At 61.1% G+C, this 16453-nt stretch carries 13 protein-coding genes; 4 read left to right on the forward strand and 9 right to left on the reverse strand.

Annotated elements, in window-relative coordinates:
* Nucleotides 1-63 precede the first annotated feature (63 nt).
* Nucleotides 64-1725 carry a M24 family metallopeptidase gene (locus TK42_RS21835; protein ID WP_103735105.1) on the forward strand — a complete coding sequence of 554 codons (1662 nt, stop codon included), beginning with the start codon at nt 64-66 and terminating at the stop codon, nt 1723-1725.
* A gap of 711 nt (nt 1726-2436) precedes the next feature.
* On the opposite strand, the gene TK42_RS21840 is transcribed toward TK42_RS21835, so the two are convergent.
* From TK42_RS21840 to TK42_RS21865, 6 genes are all read right to left on the reverse strand, one after another.
* Nucleotides 2437-4176 (reverse strand): dipeptidase, encoded by a 1740-nt coding sequence (locus tag TK42_RS21840; RefSeq protein WP_103735106.1) that lies wholly within the window; start codon nt 4174-4176, stop codon nt 2437-2439.
* A 95-nt stretch (nt 4177-4271) separates the two neighbouring features.
* Entirely contained in the window at nt 4272-5489 is a 1218-nt protein-coding gene (locus TK42_RS21845; RefSeq protein WP_103735107.1) for a phospholipase D-like domain-containing protein, read from the reverse strand.
* A gap of 56 nt (nt 5490-5545) precedes the next feature.
* On the reverse strand, nt 5546-6193 hold the full coding sequence (locus TK42_RS21850; protein WP_005786664.1) for a MotA/TolQ/ExbB proton channel family protein: 648 nt from the start codon (nt 6191-6193) through the stop codon (nt 5546-5548).
* Nucleotides 6194-6217: 24 nt separating this feature from the next.
* Nucleotides 6218-8503, reverse strand: a complete 2286-nt coding sequence (locus TK42_RS21855) for a TonB-dependent receptor (RefSeq protein WP_103735108.1) — start codon at nt 8501-8503, stop codon at nt 6218-6220.
* A gap of 24 nt (nt 8504-8527) precedes the next feature.
* Nucleotides 8528-9253: an energy transducer TonB gene (locus TK42_RS21860; RefSeq protein ID WP_103735109.1), complete on the reverse strand. Its 726-nt coding sequence runs from the start codon at nt 9251-9253 to the stop codon at nt 8528-8530.
* 2 nt (nt 9254-9255) lie between these two features.
* Nucleotides 9256-9663: a biopolymer transporter ExbD gene (locus TK42_RS21865; protein WP_005786670.1), complete on the reverse strand. Its 408-nt coding sequence runs from the start codon at nt 9661-9663 to the stop codon at nt 9256-9258.
* A 190-nt stretch (nt 9664-9853) separates the two neighbouring features.
* Here TK42_RS21865 and TK42_RS21870 point away from each other — a divergent pair, with 190 nt between their 5' ends.
* Together TK42_RS21870 and TK42_RS21875 are read left to right on the forward strand one after the other, a co-directional pair.
* Nucleotides 9854-9976: a hypothetical protein gene (locus TK42_RS21870; protein ID WP_256584633.1), complete on the forward strand. Its 123-nt coding sequence runs from the start codon at nt 9854-9856 to the stop codon at nt 9974-9976.
* Entirely contained in the window at nt 9973-11547 is a 1575-nt protein-coding gene (locus tag TK42_RS21875; protein ID WP_103735110.1) for an alkaline phosphatase, read from the forward strand. Before TK42_RS21870 ends, TK42_RS21875 begins: the two co-directional genes overlap by 4 nt.
* A 65-nt stretch (nt 11548-11612) precedes the next feature.
* Here TK42_RS21875 and TK42_RS21880 read toward each other — a convergent pair whose 3' ends face one another.
* The gene (locus tag TK42_RS21880; RefSeq protein ID WP_103735111.1) at nt 11613-12293 is read right to left on the reverse strand and encodes a hypothetical protein; all 681 of its coding nucleotides are present in this window, start codon (nt 12291-12293) and stop codon (nt 11613-11615) included.
* An 89-nt stretch (nt 12294-12382) separates the two neighbouring features.
* Here TK42_RS21880 and TK42_RS21885 point away from each other — a divergent pair, with 89 nt between their 5' ends.
* Nucleotides 12383-13357 (forward strand): LysR family transcriptional regulator, encoded by a 975-nt coding sequence (locus TK42_RS21885; protein ID WP_050549327.1) that lies wholly within the window; start codon nt 12383-12385, stop codon nt 13355-13357.
* Nucleotides 13358-13417: 60 nt separating this feature from the next.
* On the opposite strand, the gene TK42_RS21890 is transcribed toward TK42_RS21885, so the two are convergent.
* Together TK42_RS21890 and TK42_RS21895 are read right to left on the reverse strand one after the other, a co-directional pair.
* Complete coding sequence (locus TK42_RS21890; RefSeq protein ID WP_003190109.1) at nt 13418-13825, reverse strand: PA2817 family protein; 408 nt, start codon at nt 13823-13825, stop codon at nt 13418-13420.
* Between the two features lie 75 nt (nt 13826-13900).
* Entirely contained in the window at nt 13901-16348 is a 2448-nt protein-coding gene (locus TK42_RS21895) for an acyl-CoA dehydrogenase (RefSeq protein WP_005786682.1), read from the reverse strand.
* Nucleotides 16349-16453: the final 105 nt, after the last annotated feature.

Here is a 16453-nt window from a genome sequence, read left to right on the forward strand (position 1 = left end):
CTGGAGGTTTTAATGGTCCTAGTCTAGCGTAACAATCCAGGCCTCACTTACCCCGAGGTCTTTATGAACACACGCCATGTCATCGAACTGTCTCCCTCGGGAAAAACTTTTGAGACCGGCGACGAACTGTTGCTCGACGCCATGCTTGCCAGCGGCCTGGCCGTGCCGTTCTCGTGCCGCCGCGGCGCGTGCGGCTCCTGCAAGGTGGTGGTCGCCGCAGGTGAGTACCGGGCCAAGCGCCTGGCGCCGGATGCGCCGGCGCCGTGTTACCCCCTGGCCGCCAATGAAATGTTGCTTTGCCAGAGCCATGCCTGCACCGACATGCGCCTGGAGATTCCCGGCTGGTCCCTGGATACGCCTGCGTTGGTCGTTGGCGCTCAGGTTATTGGCAAGCGCGCGCTCGGGCCTGATGTCATTGAGTTAATGCTCAAGCCCGATACACCGTTGAAGGTGCGAGCTGGCCAATACCTCAAGTTCCACCTGGCAGACGGCGACACGCGTTGCTTCTCGGTTGCCAACCTGCCAACAGAGGACGAGGGGCGTTTGGTCTTCCAGATTCGTCGGGTGCGCGGCGGGTACTTTTCCGAGGGCGTACTGGATGGCTTGGCCGTGGGGGCGCGGATGCAATTGGAAGGACCGTTTGGCGCCTGCACCTGGCAGGACGATGACGCAGCGCCCGTCGTGCTGTTTGCCACGGGTACCGGTTACGCGGGCATCAAGCCGATCCTGTTGACCGCGCTCAAACGCAATGTCGAGGTGACGTTGTATTGGGGCGGCGCGCAGTCAACCGACTTTTATGACGGCGCCTTTCTGGATGAATCGATGCTCGAGCACCCCCGTTTTCGCTGGCATTCGGTGCGATCATCCGAGGGGCGGGTGCAGGAGGTTGCATTGAGCCACGGGCATCATTGGGAGGCGGCCCAGGTCTATGCGTGTGGTAACGGCCCCATGCTTAGCCAGGTGCGTGCCCATTGCGTTGAGGCGGGGTTGCCGAGCCATCGGTTTGTCGCGGAGGCGTTTGTCGCCAGTGGCCGGTCAAGCGCGCAGGCGGTGTCGCTGTCGTTCGACCCGATCTGGGAAAAAGTCGGCCCGCGCTATTCCCTGGACGGGATGTTGGCGGCGCGAGAAAAATCCATACGCGCCCTGGCGGCCATCGCCAGCCGGTTGACGGTCGGCATGACCACCGGCGAAGCCCTGGAGATGGCCGCCCAGCAACTCACGGCCATGGGCGCCTCGCACACCTGGCACCCGACTTACATTCGCTTTGGCCCCGACACCATCCGGCCCTCCCGCGAAGGTGTTGATCGTCAGCGCAAACTGCGCGCCAGCGATATCATCGTGGTCGACCTGGGGCCGGTATGGGACGGCTATGAAGGCGACTACGGCGACACGTTCATCTTCGGTGAGTTGCCGCTGCATCTGGCGTGCAGGACTGCGTTGCATGAGGTGTTCGATGAGACCCGCCAAGCGTGGCTGCGTGGGCTGACCGGGCGCGAGCTCTACGACTTCGCCGAACAGAGCGCCGTGTCGAAAGGCTGGAGGCTGGCACGCAATCTGGCGGGGCATCGCCTTGCGGATTTCCCCCATGCCTTGTTCGAAAGCAAGGAGTTGGCTGACCTGGAGATCCCACCGAGCGAAATGGCCTGGGTGCTGGAGATCCAGTTGTGCCATCCCACTGAGCCAGTGGGTGGGTTCTTTGAAGACATGCTGATGTTGCAAGCCTGAAGAGCCTGCCATTGCTGCCGAGAATTGTGCTTGGCGCGATGGCCATGCCAACCGAGATCAACCCAACACCACCAATCCCCTGTGGGAGCTGTCGAGCTTCAGCGAGGCTGCGAAAGCGGTGGTTCAGGCGATGAAAATGTTGCCTGTGCCGCCGCCATCGCAGCCTCGCCGGGGCTCGACAGCTCCCACATTTGTGCGGTGTTGTTGTCGGGAGTTGTGCTTGGCGCGATGGTACTGCCAACCGAGATCAACCCAGCACTGCCGATCCCCTGGGGGAGTTGTCGAGCTTCAGCGAGGCTGCGAAAGAGGTGGTTCAGGCGATGAAAATGTTGCCTGTGCCGCCGCCATCGCAGCCTCGCCGGGGCCCGACAGCTCCCACATTTGGGCGGTGTTGTTGTCGGGAGTTGTGTTTGGCGCGATGGCCCTGCCAACCGAGATCAACCCAGCACTGCCGATCCCCTGTGGGAGTTGTCGAGCTTCAGCGAGGCTGCGAAAGCGGTGATTCAGGCGATGAAAATGTTGCCTGTGCCGCCGCCATCGCAGCCTCGCCGGGGCCCGACAGCTCCCACATTTGGGCGGTGTTGTTGTCGGGAGTTGTGCTTGGCGCGATGGTGCTGCCAACCGAGATCAACCCAGAACTGCCGATCCCCTGTGGGAGCTGTCGAGCTTCAGCGAGGCTGCGAAAGCGGTGGTTCAGGCGATGAGCATGGGTCAGAGCTTCGGCAACTGCCCGACGCGGCCCATCATTTCAGTGACGATCTGCAGGTCCAGCAGGAACTGCTCAACCGTTTTGAACTCACTGTCGGTGTGCCCGGTGTACTTCTCTTCCGGACGGGCCAGGCCAAACTGCACCCCATTGGGCAAGTCGTGCACCGAGGTTGCACCGGCCGAGGTGCCGAACTTGTGCGGCATGCCCAGGTTTTCCGTGGCGACCGCCAGCAAGGCTTTGACCCACTCACCTTCAGGGTTGCGGTACATCGGTGTATCCAGCGAATAGGCGAAGCTCACGTTGACCTTGGCTTGCTGGTTCCAGGCATTCAGTTTCTGTTCGATCTGTGCCTTGAGTGCCTCCGGGGTTTTACCCTTCGGCGCCCGCAGGTTCACCGCCAGCTTGAAGGCTTTGTCATCCAGGCCGACAAAGGTCGGCGAGGTGGTCAACGGCCCCATGAAGTCATCGGCGAAGCCCACGCCCAATTTGCCGCCCAGGTAATCCAGGCCCCAGTTGTCCGCTGCATAACGCGCCGCATCAGTGATGTGGTTGTGCTTGAGGGCAATCTTGCCGTCGACGCCGTGGATCAGTTCCAGCATACGAGCCACCGGGTTGACCCCGGTTTCGGGTTCGGAGGAGTGGGCGGATACGCCGGTGACAGTGAGTTTGACGTCCTTGCCATCGACCTTGGCGCTGACCTGGAAATTGCCGCCGTTGCGCTTGGCATAATCATTACCGGCCTGCTGCAGGCTGGCCGCTAACTCAGCAGGCTTATCGCTGACCAGCGTAGCGACCGAAACCGATGGAATCTGGTTGGTGGCCTTGCCGCCGGTCATTGCGATGATTTCTGCGCCTGTGCCTTCACCTTTGCGCACCGGGAAGGTCGCCATGACGGTGCCCGAGCCTTTCTCGGCGATCACCACCGGGTAGCCGCCATCCAGCGCCAGGTTGTATTGCGGCACGGGGTTGCGTTCGAAGTAGTAGGGAATCGCGTCACCGGCGGTTTCTTCGGTGGTGTCCACCAGCAGCTTGAACGTGCGCGCCAGCGGCAGTTTTTCTTCCTTGATCACCTTCATGGCATACATCGCCACGACGATGCCGTTCTTGTCATCTTCGGTCCCACGGCCATACATGCGGTCGCCGATCAGCGTGACCTTGAATGGGTCGAGCTTGGTGCCATCTTGCAGCACCCAGTTTTCCGGCGTGACCGGCACCACATCGGCATGGGCATGTACGCCGACGACTTCATCACCGCTGCCTTCCAGGGAGATTTCGTACACACGGTTATCGACGTTACGGAAGTTCAGGTTGAAGGATTTGGCCAGGGCCTGGATCTTGTCGGCGATCTTGAGGAATTCCGGGTTTTTGTACTGTGGCAGCCCGTCTACGTTGAAGGTCGGAATCTCCACCAGTTCGCGCAAGGTTTCCAGGGCAGCCTTGCCGTACTTCACACGGGTGTAGATACCGAGCAGGCGATTGATCTCGTTCTGTTGCTCGGCGTTCAGGGTTTTGTTGTCGAGAAAGGCGCTGATAGCCGGGCCGACGTCAGCCGATTTACCCAGCTCGCCCTTGGCCAGGTTGCCGAGGAAGCTGCGGAAATCGGTGACCGATTTCTCGCCGAAGCTCTTCACAATCGCCGCGCTTTGGTCTGCGCTGATGTTGGCGAAAGCGGGGGTTGAGAGTGCCGAAAGGCTAGCCGCGAACAGGGTGGCAACGGTCAATTGCTTGAGTGGAAAGTGCATTGTTTAAGGCATTCCTTTGCAGGTAGTGAGTAGGGTGTTTCTGACAGGCAAGTCGGAAACATTTCCACACACTACCACTACTCAGGTGCCCAAGGTCAATGCTGGCCAGGATGGGGCTCAGGGTATTCATCCGTCACGCTCAAGGCTCTGGCGTAGGGCCCGTCCCACAGTTGCTCATGCAATTGCCCTACACGCCTGGCCATCGCTTCACTGCGCATCACCACCTCCAGATTGCGCGAGTTATCCAGGTAACCGCCCAACCAGTTGCTGGTGCCGATCCACGCCACTTGCCCGTCGATCTCCATGGTCTTGCTGTGGATCACTCGGGCATAAGGGATAAAACCTTGCTTGGCTTCGGGCAGGGTGACGATCTTGATTTCGACGTTGGGCAATACCGCCAGGCTCTTGAGGTAGGGCAGTTCCAGCTTATCGGTGTTCCAGTTGGACACCATCAGTTTGATCGACACCCCACGGGCAGCAGCGGCACGCACGGCGTTGTCGATCACCGCGTAGTACGGGCGGGTTCGATCAGGCCCGTAGGACAGTGGCGCGTAATCGAGCAATTGCACACGCACTTCTTTTTTGGCTTCGCCCAGCAGGCGTGGCAGTTCCAGCTGTGAGTCGCCTACGCCTGGCGGGTTGTAGCGTTGCGGGCTGGCCACCAGGTAGTTGCCGGTACGCAAGGGAACCTGGCCGGGGGCGGGCAGCGGTACCGGTTGTTTATCGGCGAGCGCGGCCTGGGCTTGCCAGTCTTGATCGAAGATCGCCTGCACCTGGCCCACGACGGCTGCGTCACTGATGCGCAGCCCGGTTTCGTGGATATGTTCCAGGGAGCGCCAGTCGAAATTCTGGCTGCCGATAAACGCCTGCGTGCCATCCACCAGCAGGTATTTGGCGTGGATGATGCCGCCGCTCAGTTGCCCGTAGGGCAGCACCCGCAAGGTCAGGTTGGGGATCGCACGCAGGCGTTCCAGGGTGGCAGCTTCCGACAGCCTGAGGCCTTTTTCTTCCAGCAAAAAACGAATTTTCACGCCGCGCTTGCCGGCAGCCTCAAGGCGTTCGATGACCGTGTTCATCACCGAGCCGGGATGATCGACGGCGTAGAACTGGCCGATATCAATGCGGCTCTTCGCACTGTCGAACAGCTCGATCCATACCGGGCCAGTCTGGCGCAAATCGGCGGTGACCAGGGCGGTATCCACCGGCACGGTGTGCACCAGCTCAAACCCCGGAATGGAAAAGTCCGCCTGGGCCAGCGGACTGAGCAACACGCCGGCGAGGCTGGCGATACGCAACTTCATCGAAAGGGACATAGGCGTCTCATCGGACAAAACAAAGGGGCGGGCGTATTACGCGCCCGCCCGACGGGTCACGCTGTGCGGCTGTGCAAGGAGGTTGGTACAAGGTGCGGTACTTCGCCTTGTACGCGGGCTCCGCTGGCCGCGCGGATCAACAGGATCTTCAACTGGTCGTTGATGCGTTCCAGGCTGTCCTGGAAAAAGTTGTGGAACACCACGCAGAACAGCGCGATGGCAATACCCAGGCCGGTGGCGAACAACGCCGTGCCGATACCACCGGAAATCTGCCCTGGGTCGGAAACACCCGCCGTGGCCAGCGCCTTGAAGGTGTCGATAATGCCGAGGATGGTACCCAGCAAGCCCAGCAGCGGGGCGGCGGTGGTAATGGTCTCGATGATCCACAGGCTGCGGGCCAGCGGGGCGCGTGTCTTGAGGTATTGGGTGTCGATTTCGTCGTCCAGGTCCTTGCGTGAACCGTTGGAGGCTTTCTGCGCCAGCACCGGCAGGATCATGTTCAGCGGCAGGCTGTCGCGACGGCTCAGGTTTTCCGGCAGGTCACGCTCGCTGTGCACGGGGGCGCCGAGGGCGTCGATCAACGCCCGAGCCTGGCGGCGCACGTAGGCGAAGTAGATACCGCGTTCGATGGCGATGAAGATCGCAATGGCCATCGCCGCGTACATCACATAGAAGGTGACGTCGTGGAGCAGGTTCATATCCATGCTGGTGTTCCTCTTGGGTCAGTCTTAGAAATTCGCTTCCAGCGAAACCGTTACGGTGCGGTCCAGGCCAACGATGTAGGCCGGGTCGCCATCGCGAAAACCGCTGTAGCTGGCCGCGTTGGTCTTGGTGGTGTACACGCCGTCCAGGTACTTCTTGTCGAACAGGTTGTCGACGTTCAGGCGCAGGGTCGCGTCCTTGACGACTTTCTTGTCCACCGGCAGGTAGATACCGGCGCCAAGGTTGAACACGGTGCGTCCGGAAATGGCTTCGTCGTTGGTCAGGTCGCCATAGAGCTTGCTGGTGTACTTGCCGCCGAAGGTGCCGTAGAAGCGCCCGTCGTCGTAACCAACGTTGGCCGCCAGCATGTTCTTGGGCACGTTGGCGAACTGCTTGCCGCTGGTGGGCAGCACGATGGGCTTGCTGGCGTTGTAGACGGTCAGGTCATCCTGCTGCTCGGCCTTGGTGTAGGTGTAGGAGGTGTAGTAGTTGAAGTGGTGGGGCAACTGGCCACTCCATTCCAGCTCCAGGCCTTTGTTGACCACGGAGCCCGCGTTGATGTCGGCAAAGTCGCCGTTGATGTCCCGGGACGAAACCTGGCGGTTCTTGAAGTCCATGTAGAACAGGGTGGCGGCCAGGGTCATGTCGTCGCCGCTGTAGCGCCAGCCCAGTTCATGGTTCCAGCTGGTTTCCGGTTCGGCGTCGATCGAGCCGGCGCCTTTGTCGTAGAGCACGTAGTTCTGCGGTACCCGCATGTTGCGCGACAGGCTGTAGAACAACTGGTCACGCTCGTCCAGCTGGTATTTCAGGCCGGCGTTGGGCAGCAGTTTGTTGTAGGTCTGGTTACGTTTTTCCGGGCGTTCGTTAAGGCTGCCATGGTTGGTGCCTTCACGCTCGACGTTCATGTAGGCCAGGCCGGCGATGAAGGTCCAATCCGGGTTGATGTACCAGGTGTCCTGGGCCCAGACCTTTTGCGCCGGGGTCACGGTGAAGCGGTCGCGCCCCTGGACCTGGTTGCCGTTGGCATCGACGATGGCACTGTTGGAATCCGGCCAGGTATCCACTGGCTTGCCGTTGCTCTTTAGGGGAATAAACGGCTGGGTCTGGCTCTGGCGTGCGCGCTCGTACCAGTAGCCGAATTGCAGGCTGTGGTCGCCCAGGTCCCAGGTCAGTTTGGTGGTGATGCCCGGCCGCCAGGTTTGCGTGCGTGAAGGGCGGTAGTACACGCCGCTGTTCGGTGTGCCATCGGCGTTGTACTGGGCGGCGGTGGGCAGGTTGCCCAGATCGAACACGCCACCCTGGTTGGAGCCACGGTTGAGCGCATAGGCGGACGAGCCGACGCCGCTGCCGTTGCCCCAGTAGTAATACGGGATCACCGACAGCGCCAGGTTGTCGGCCAGTTTGAACTGGGTGTTGAGCACGGCGGTGAAGGTCTGGAACGGGTTCTGCGCCAGGGCGTAGTAGCTGTTGTACTTGCCGTTGCTGCCCACGCTCGGCGTGGCCGGGTAGGGATCGTACTTGCGGCCGTTCTGCTGGAACTGCGCCTTGGTCAACTGGCTGTAACTGTTGTTGTCCTGCTCGTGGTACTTGAGGATCAGGTTGGCGGTGTTGCCGTTGCCGGCGTCGAAGAAGCTGTTCCACTCCACCTTGTCCGCACGCACCGCGCCTGAGCCACGCCACATCTGCCCTTCGGTATGGGACACCGACAGCCAGTTGCTAAGACCGTTGATTTCACCGGTATTGAGGCGGGCGAAGGTCTTGCGCGTGGCGTTGCTGCCGACCACCTGTTTGACGAACGCGCCGGTTTCCTTGGTCGGGCGAATGGTCACGATGCCGATGTTGCCGCCGCTGGAACCAATGTGCGGGCCGTCGGATTCCGAAGCACCCTGGGTGACGAAGATCTGGTCGATGTTTTCCGGGTCGCCCAGCAGGTTGGAGTACAGCGCGTAGTTGCCGGAGTCGTTGATCGGCATGCCGTCCACCGACATGCCCACCTGGTCGGAGTTCATGCCGCGCATGGTGAAGCGAAAACCCGAGAGGCCGGTGTTGTCTTCACTGGAGATGTTCAAGCCTGGGGTGTACTTGAGCTTATCGATGGCATTGCCTGTTGCTGCCTGCTTGTCCAGTGCTTCCTTGGTCACCGTGGAGCGGCCCTTGATGCTTTCTTCCGGGACCATGTAACCGCCCCCTGCGCTCGCCTTGCCTTGTACCCCAATGGTGCCGACATCACTGTCGCTGGTCTCTGCCATGACCAGTCCCTGGCTCATGCTGGTCGCGGCAACGAGTGCCAGATGAATGCGGGTGAACTTCATCACTGTCGTCCTGATGTCGGGTGCTTATTGCACGCTGTAGTTGAAGGTGGCGGTGAAGCGCTGCTCATTGCGGCCCCCGAAGGCTTGTTCGGGGAACGGTTTGACTTGCTTGATGCGACGCAAGCTGTTGGTGGCGGCCCGGTTGAGCAACATGCTTGAGGCCTGAGTCTGCAAGCCGGAATCGAGCACACGGCCCTGGCGGTCCACCAGCAACCACACCACCACCTCGCCGCTGGGGCGTTCGAGCGACGCCTGGCGCCCGGTGGGGTACTGCTTGTAGGTGTCCAACTCGTTGCGCAAGCCTTTGAGGTAACCGCCTTCCAGGGCCTGGCCGTCGACCTTCGGTGGCGCCGGTGGGGCGGGCGTCGGTGCCGTTTGGGCGACGGCGACCGGGGCTGGCTTGGCGGCCACCGGTGGCGGCGTTGGCGCGGGCTTGGCGACCACGGGCGCCGGCTTGGGCACAGGTTTTGGCTTGGGTTTGGGTTCGGGTTTAGGCAGCGGCTTGGGCGGTGGCGGTGGCGCCAGCGCGGCCTCTTCCTCTTCTATTACCGGCGGTGGCGGTTCTTGTTCCACCACCGGTTCCGGTATGACTTCCGGTTCCGGCTCGACCAAGGCCAATTCGACCGCCGACTCGTCATACACCGGCTCGACCTTCAAGGTCTGGGACTGGATACCCAGTGCAATCAGCACCAGGGCGATCAGGGCCGGGACACTGCCCAGCAGCTGACGCGCACGAAACAGAACGTACATGATCAAGACTTACGCGTAGCAATGGACACGGAGGTGAAGCCACCCAGGCGCAGGGTGTCCATCACTTCCACCAGGCGCGAAACCTCTACGCCTTTGTCGCTGTTGACGATGATCGTCGACTTGGTGTCGGGCTTCTCGGCCGCCTTCAAGGCCGGCACCAGGGCATCCACCGTCAGGTCCTTGCCGTCCAGTTGCAACTGGCCTTCCAGGCCCAGGGTAAGGATGAATTTGTTTTGCGGTTTGAGCTGCTGCGAGCTGCTGGCGCTGGGCAATTGGGTCTTCATGCCGAGCGCGGGAATCACGTTCAGGCTCACCAGTACGAAAAACACCAGCAGGAACATCATCACGTCGATCATCGGGATCAGTTCGATGTGCGCCTTGCGTTTCTTGGGTTCGTCCCAGGTTCTCATTCCGTTACCCCGTTATTGAATTAGGGGCAACACGCTAGCAAGCAAAAATGACCGAATGGTTAACTTTAATTGACGGTTTGAAGGCTCTAGGACGGGTCTTTCAGAAAACTTACCGGTCAGTTTTGGCACGTAATGAAACTGACACTCGGGGCGTACATGCTTGAGAAATTTATCTTGAGAGCCAGCTTCCATGGACACAGCATTGCCTCAATTGACTACCGCACGCCTGCTGTTACGAGCGCTTGAAATGCGTCAGACCGAGGTGCTTTTTACCCTTGCCGCCGTGCGTGACGACTGGGAGCGCTGTCTGTGAGCGGCGGGGTAGACCACGACCGGCGCCGGATACTTGGCGGGCTGGCGGTCGCTACCGCGTTTTCGATCCTCAGCCCGTTTGCGCGCAGTGCCGGGGTGGATTATCCGTTCACCCTCGGCGTGGCTTCCGGCGACCCGTTGCCGGATGGCTTTGTGATCTGGACGCGCCTGGCGCCGTTGTTCAACGCCGCGGATGGCCGTGGCGGCCTGAGTCGCTCGGTGCCGGTGCGTTGGCGGGTGGCCAGCGATGCGGCGATGACGCGTATTGTTAGGCAGGGGGAGGTGCTGGCGACGCAGCGTTTCGCTCACGCAGTGCATGTCGAAGTGGCGGGGCTGGCGGCGGATCGGCCGTATTGGTACCAGTTTGAAGGGCTCGGTGCGCAGAGCCCGGTGGGCCAGTCCCGCACGATGCCGCCGCTGCAGGCCATGGCATCGGCCCGGCTGGGGTTTGTGTCGTGCTCGCACTGGGAGCGCGGTTACTTCAGCGCCTACAGGCACCTCGCCGCGGAGCAGCCCGACCTGGTGTTTTTCCTCGGCGACTATATCTATGACAGCTCCTACGCGGCGGATTCGGGCAAGGTTTTTCGTGCCCACGGCAGTGGCAATGCGCAAAGCCTGAGCGACTATCGCAACCGCTACGCGTTGTACAAGACCGATCCGGACCTGCAAGCCCTGCACGCCGCCGCACCCAGCGTGGCGACCTGGGACGATCATGAAGTGCAGAATGACTATGCCAACCGCTGGTCCCAGGATCCCAAGGTTGCGGTGGCGCAGTTTCTCCAGCAACGGGCGGCGGCTTACCAGGCGTTTTACGAACACATGCCCTTGCGCGCCAGTAGCGTGCCCAAGGGCGCGGACATGCGTATTTATCGACGTCTGGACTACGGTCGGCTTGTACGTTTCCATGTGCTCGACGGGCGTCAGTATCGTTCCGAGCAACCGTGCATCGCAGCCAATGGCAGCCACCAGGGGCATGTTGTCACCACCCCTTGCAGCAACTTGCGCGACCCCGCCCGCACGTTGCTCGGCTGGCAACAAGAAGCCTGGCTGGACCAGGGTTTTGCCCAGTCGAAGGCGCAATGGAATGTGATCGCCCAGGATTTGCTGGTGGCGCCGCTGATCCAGCGCGATCTCACCAACCACAAGCCGGGGCGCTGGACCGATGGGTGGGATGGCTACATGGCTAACCGCTCACGGATGCTGGCGTCGATTGTGCGCAATCGCGTGAAGAACCCGGTGTTCTGGGGCGGGGACATTCATTCGTTCTGGGCCACTGACCTGCATGCTAACGCCGACAATCCGGACTCGGCGGTGGTTGCCACCGAGTTCGTTGGCTCGTCGGTGACCTCTGACGGCCCGCCCTATGACGCGTTCATGAAGATCATGCCGCTTAACCCCCATGTGAAGTTCTTCGACAGCCGCCAGCGCGGGTATGTGTCGGTGGAGTTGGCGGCCGACAGCATGTTGACGAATTTTCGGGCGATCAGTGACCCGCGTGACCCGGCGGCGACGGTGTCGACGTTGAAGTCGTTCGTGGTCGAGCCGGGCAGGGCAGGGGCGATTGCCGTCTAGCCTATTTCTCTGTGGCGCATCGGTCCACTGTGGGAGGGGGCTTGCTCCCGATAGCGGTGGATCAGTTACAGGTAAGCTGACTGACACCCCGCTATCGGGAGCAAGCCCCCTCCCACATTAGTTTCAATGTCATAGCGCACCGACAATGCGCCCTTTTTCTCCGATAGCGCCAGGATCGTCACCTGGCCCAGCTCGCTCAACGCTTGCACATGAGTGCCGCCACAGGCGTAAGCCGGCAATTCACCGAAGCCGACTTCGCGGGTGCCTTCATCCAGCGTCATATGCCGTGGATAGTCAGCGGCGATCCATTGGTTGACCCATTGCTGGAGCGTTTGCGCATCCATGTCTTGCGCGCTTTGGCCACGGATAAAGGTGATCTTGCCTTCGCCCGGCCAGTGGTGGGCCTTGATCGGCATCCAGCCCAGACGTTCGCCGGCGTTGCCGATCAAATGGCCCGCCGAATGCAGGCGGCTGTGCAAGGCTCGACGCTGTGCGTCGACTCGTGCAATGACCGGTCCAGGTTCCAGAGGCCGGTCGACGTAATGCACCACCTGTTCGGTTTCCTGCACGACCCGCAGTACCTGGCTATCGCCGAGCCAGCCGGTGTCGAACGGCTGGCCGCCGCCTTGGGGATGAAAAATCGTCGACTGCGCAATCACGGCGAATTGCTCTTCGTGCGGGGTGCAACTGAGCACTTCCAGCTCGGCTGTCAGGTGGTCATGGGTAAAAAACAGGCGCTCGGTCATGGTCTACATCCGCATCAGGGTTCTGTGGGCAGTATAAATAGTGCGCAGATGAGTGATAATCCGCTCAATTATCAATGGACCTGTGCGTCATGAGCATCAATCTTCCTTTGCCGTTGTTGGGTGAAATGGCGATTTTCGTCAAGGTCGTGGAAACCGGCAGCTTCTCCGAAGCGGCGCGGCAACTGAGCGTCTCCCCCTCGGCGGTGAGCCGCAGCATTTCACGCCTGGAGCAGGCCCTGGCCACGCGCTTGCTGCAACGCACAACGCGCAAATTGCGCCTGAGCGAGGGCGGTGAAGAGGTATTCAAGCGTTGCCAGGAGATGGTCAGCGCGGCCCGCTCGGTGATGGAAATCAGCGGCCAGTTCACCGATGAAGCCGAGGGCCTGGTACGGGTCAGCGTGCCCAAGGCCGTGGGGCGGTTCGTGGTGCATCCGCATATGCCGGAATTTCTGCGGCGCTACCCCAAGGTGGATGTGCAATTGATCCTTGAAGATCGGCATGTGGACCTGATCGACGACAATGTCGACTTGAGCATTCGTATCACTGACAGTCCACCTCCCGGCCTGGTCGGGCGCCAGCTATTGCCCATCGAACACCTGCTGTGCGCGACGCCGCAGTACCTGGCCGAGCATGGCACCCCAAGCCATCCTCATGATTTGCTCGAGCACAGTTGCATTTACTTGGGGGAAACGCCCGGCGATTCACGTTGGAAATTTCGCCAGGCCGGCAAGGCGGTGACGGTTGGCGTACGCGGGCGTTATGCAGCGAACCACACTGGGGTGCGGTTGGATGCGGTATTGCAGCATGTGGGGATTGGCAGCTTGCCGTATTTCACGGCGCGGCATGCGTTGGCGGCGGGCCAGTTGGTGCAAGTGTTGCCAGCGTGGGACTTTATTGCGTCTTACCATGGCGAGGCGTGGTTGCTGCATTCGCCAACGCGGTACTTGCCGCCGAAGTTGCGGGTGTTTATCGATTATCTGGTGGAGTGCATGGCCAAGGAGCCAAAACTAAATGTGGGAGGGGGCTTGCCCCCGATAGCGGTCTGTCAGTCACCTTTACATTGACTGACCCACTGCTATCGGGGGCAAGCCCCCTCCCACATTTGAATCTCAGTGCTTGAAAAGTCAGTGCTTGCTCTGGTCCTGGGGCATGGCCAGCAGTTGCTTTTCCTGGTTCCAGTCGAACGGTTCGTCGTTCTGTTCGGCCTCATAGCGACGTTCTTCCAGGGCCTGGTACAGGTCCAGTTCTTCGTCGGGCATGAAGTGCAGGCAGTCGCCGCCAAAGAACCACAGCAGGTCGCGTGGCACCAAGTGGGCGATTTGCGGGTAGCGCAGGATGACCTGGCTCATCAGGTCCTGGCCCAGGTACTGGCTTTCGATCGGATCGATCGGCAACAGGGCGCGCAGTTCGTCGAAACGCTCCAGGAACAGCGAGTGGCTTTCCTCGGGTACCTGTTCGGCTTCGCCGACGGCAACCAGGATGCTGCGCAAGTGGTCGAGCAAGACGAGATGATCGGCAACGACGTTGGACACGAGATAAGGCCTCTAAAGCAAAAACGGGCGCGAGAGTATAAGCCTCTCGCGCCCGTTTTTATATGACCGCTCGACTCAGCGGACTTTACCTTCTGCCTGCATCAGCTCTTCCTTGCTGAAATCATCCACGTCGATCACCTTGCGTCGCGCTGCTTCGGCATCGCGCAGGGTTTGCGCTTCACCTGGTTGCAGCACGCCGGCGTGCAGCGCGGCATCGATGGCAGACTCACCGGCAGTCGGTTTGACCTGCCCGCTTTTAAGCGCGGTATGCAGTTTTTTCTGCAACGGATGGCTGGCGCCGAGCAAATCGTAGGCATGTTGCAGAGCGCCTACTGGATCTTCCGCCGCTTGCGGTCGATAGCACCCGGCTAGCAGTTCTTCCAGGGTCGGGTCGCCCTTGGCACGACCGATTACTGCCGCCACTTCGGCATCCAGTGCATCGGAGGGCCCGGTATGCCGACGCCCGAACGGAAATACGATCACCCGCAGCAGGCAGCCGAGTACCTTGTTCGGGAAGTTGCTCAGCAGTTCATCCAGTGCGCGTTCCGATTCACCCAGGCTCTCTTCCATGGCCCAGGCAAACAGCGGCTCCAGATGGTCTGGCGAATCCAGGTCGTGATAACGCTTGAGCGCTGCGGACGCCAGGTACATATGGCTCAGTACATCACCCAGGCGGGCGGACAGGCGTTCGCGGCGCTTGAGCTCACCACCCAGCAGCATCATGCTCAGGTCGGCCAGCAGGGCAAATGCAGCCGCCTGGCGGTTCAGGGCGCGGAAGTAGCCCTGGCTCAAACGGTTGCCGGGGGCTTTTTCGAAATGGCCGAAGCCCAGGTTCAGCACCAGGGTGCTGGCGGCGTTGCTCACGGCAAAACCGATGTGTTGCATTAGCAGGCCGTCGAACTCTTTCAACGCCTGGTCATGGTCTTCGCGACCGGCCAGGGCCATCTCCTTGAGCACGAAAGGATGGCAGCGAATTGCACCCTGGCCGAAGATCATCAGGTTGCGCGAGAGAATATTCGCGCCTTCCACGGTGATGAAGATCGGCGCACCTTGCCAGCTGCGGCCCAGGTAGTTGTTAGGGCCCATGATGATGCCCTTGCCACCGTGCACATCCATGGCGTGGCTGATGCACTCGCGGCCGCGCTCGGTGAGGTGATATTTGAGGATCGCCGACAACACCGAGGGCTTCTCCCCCAGGTCAACGGCATTGGCGGTGAGCATACGCGCGCTGTCCATCAGCCAGGCATTGCCGCCGATGCGCGCCAGGGCTTCCTGGATACCTTCGAAGGCTGACAGTGGCACATTGAACTGCTCGCGCACCTGCGCGTATTGCCCGGTCACCAGGCTGGTGAACTTGGCGGCGCCGGTGCCGACGGCAGGCAGGGAGATCGAGCGGCCTACCGACAGGCAGTTCATCAGCATCATCCAGCCTTTGCCGAGCATTTCCTGGCCACCGATCAGGTATTCCAGGGGAATGAACACGTCCTTGCCGGAGTTGGGGCCGTTCATGAAGGCAGCGCCGAGGGGCAGGTGACGACGGCCTATTTCTACGCCGGGCGTATCGGTTGGAATCAGCGCGAGGCTGATGCCCAGGTCTTCTTCTTCGCCCAGCAGGTGGTCTGGGTCATGAGCCTTGAACGCCAGGCCGAGCAAGGTCGCGACCGGGCCAAGGGTGATGTAGCGTTTTTCCCAGTTCAGACGCAGGCCGAGGGTTTCCTTGCCTTGCCATTCGCCTTTGCAGATCACCCCGGTGTCGGGCATGGCGCCTGCATCGGAACCGGCCAGCGGGCCGGTGAGGGCGAAGCACGGGATGTCGTCGCCACGCGCCAGGCGCGGAAGGTAGTGGTTGCGTTGTTCTTCGGTGCCGTAGTGCAGCAGCAACTCGGCCGGGCCCAGGGAATTGGGGACCATCACGGTGGACGCAAGGTCACCGCTGCGGGTCGCAAGCTTCATCGCAACCTGAGAGTGCGCATAGGCAGAGAAGCCCTTGCCGCCATACTCCTTGGGAATGATCAGGGCGAAGAATCCGTGGGTCTTGATGTGCTCCCAGGCCGCTGGCGGCAGGTCCATGGCTTGACCGATCTCCCAGTCGCTGACCATGGCGCAGAGTTCTTCGGTGGGGCCGTCGATGAACGCCTGTTCTTCTTCGGTCAATTGAACCTTGGGGTAGGCCAGCAATTTATCCCAGTCGGGGCGCCCGCTGAACAGTTCGCCGTCCCACCAGACGGTGCCGGCATCGATCGCATCGCGTTCGGTCTCGGACATCGGTGGCAGTACTTTCTGAAACCAGCTGAACAGCGGCTTGGTGAAGTATTGGCGGCGCAGGTCAGGCAGCAGCAACGGCGCGGCCACCACGGCGATGAGCACCCAGAAGATCAGCAGCAGCCAGCCCGGCGCGTGGCTCCAGGCGCCCATCGCCAGCAGGTAGACGGCGACCACGCCCAGGGCGGGCAGGGGGGCAGTTCGGCGGTGTGCCAGGTAGGCAATGCCGACCACCAGCACCAGTATCCACAACAACAGCATATGCAATCCTCCGTGAAACCAGGGGCGAAACCACCAGGGAGCTTAGTCCGCATCCGAACAAGCCGGGTGATCAGGGTGTTACAAGTTGTACTGGGGATACCCATC

The sequence above is a fragment of the Pseudomonas sp. GZJR-8 genome, assembly GCF_002916705.1.
In the GTDB taxonomy this organism is placed as follows: domain Bacteria; phylum Pseudomonadota; class Gammaproteobacteria; order Pseudomonadales; family Pseudomonadaceae; genus Aquipseudomonas; species Aquipseudomonas synxantha_A.

Bases quoted from the DNA above. Each gene is read 5' to 3' on its own strand.
- TK42_RS21835 (WP_103735105.1), top strand. From the start codon at position 64: ATGAACACACGCCATGTCATCGAACTGTCTCCCTCGGGAAAAACTTTT.
- TK42_RS21840 (WP_103735106.1), bottom strand. From the start codon at position 4,176: ATGCACTTTCCACTCAAGCAATTGACCGTTGCCACCCTGTTCGCGGCT.
- TK42_RS21845 (WP_103735107.1), bottom strand. From the start codon at position 5,489: ATGTCCCTTTCGATGAAGTTGCGTATCGCCAGCCTCGCCGGCGTGTTG.
- TK42_RS21850 (WP_005786664.1), bottom strand. From the start codon at position 6,193: ATGGATATGAACCTGCTCCACGACGTCACCTTCTATGTGATGTACGCG.
- TK42_RS21855 (WP_103735108.1), bottom strand. From the start codon at position 8,503: ATGAAGTTCACCCGCATTCATCTGGCACTCGTTGCCGCGACCAGCATG.
- TK42_RS21860 (WP_103735109.1), bottom strand. From the start codon at position 9,253: ATGTACGTTCTGTTTCGTGCGCGTCAGCTGCTGGGCAGTGTCCCGGCC.
- TK42_RS21865 (WP_005786670.1), bottom strand. From the start codon at position 9,663: ATGAGAACCTGGGACGAACCCAAGAAACGCAAGGCGCACATCGAACTG.
- TK42_RS21870 (WP_256584633.1), top strand. From the start codon at position 9,854: ATGGACACAGCATTGCCTCAATTGACTACCGCACGCCTGCTGTTACGA.
- TK42_RS21880 (WP_103735111.1), bottom strand. From the start codon at position 12,293: ATGACCGAGCGCCTGTTTTTTACCCATGACCACCTGACAGCCGAGCTG.
- TK42_RS21885 (WP_050549327.1), top strand. From the start codon at position 12,383: ATGAGCATCAATCTTCCTTTGCCGTTGTTGGGTGAAATGGCGATTTTC.
- TK42_RS21895 (WP_005786682.1), bottom strand. From the start codon at position 16,348: ATGCTGTTGTTGTGGATACTGGTGCTGGTGGTCGGCATTGCCTACCTG.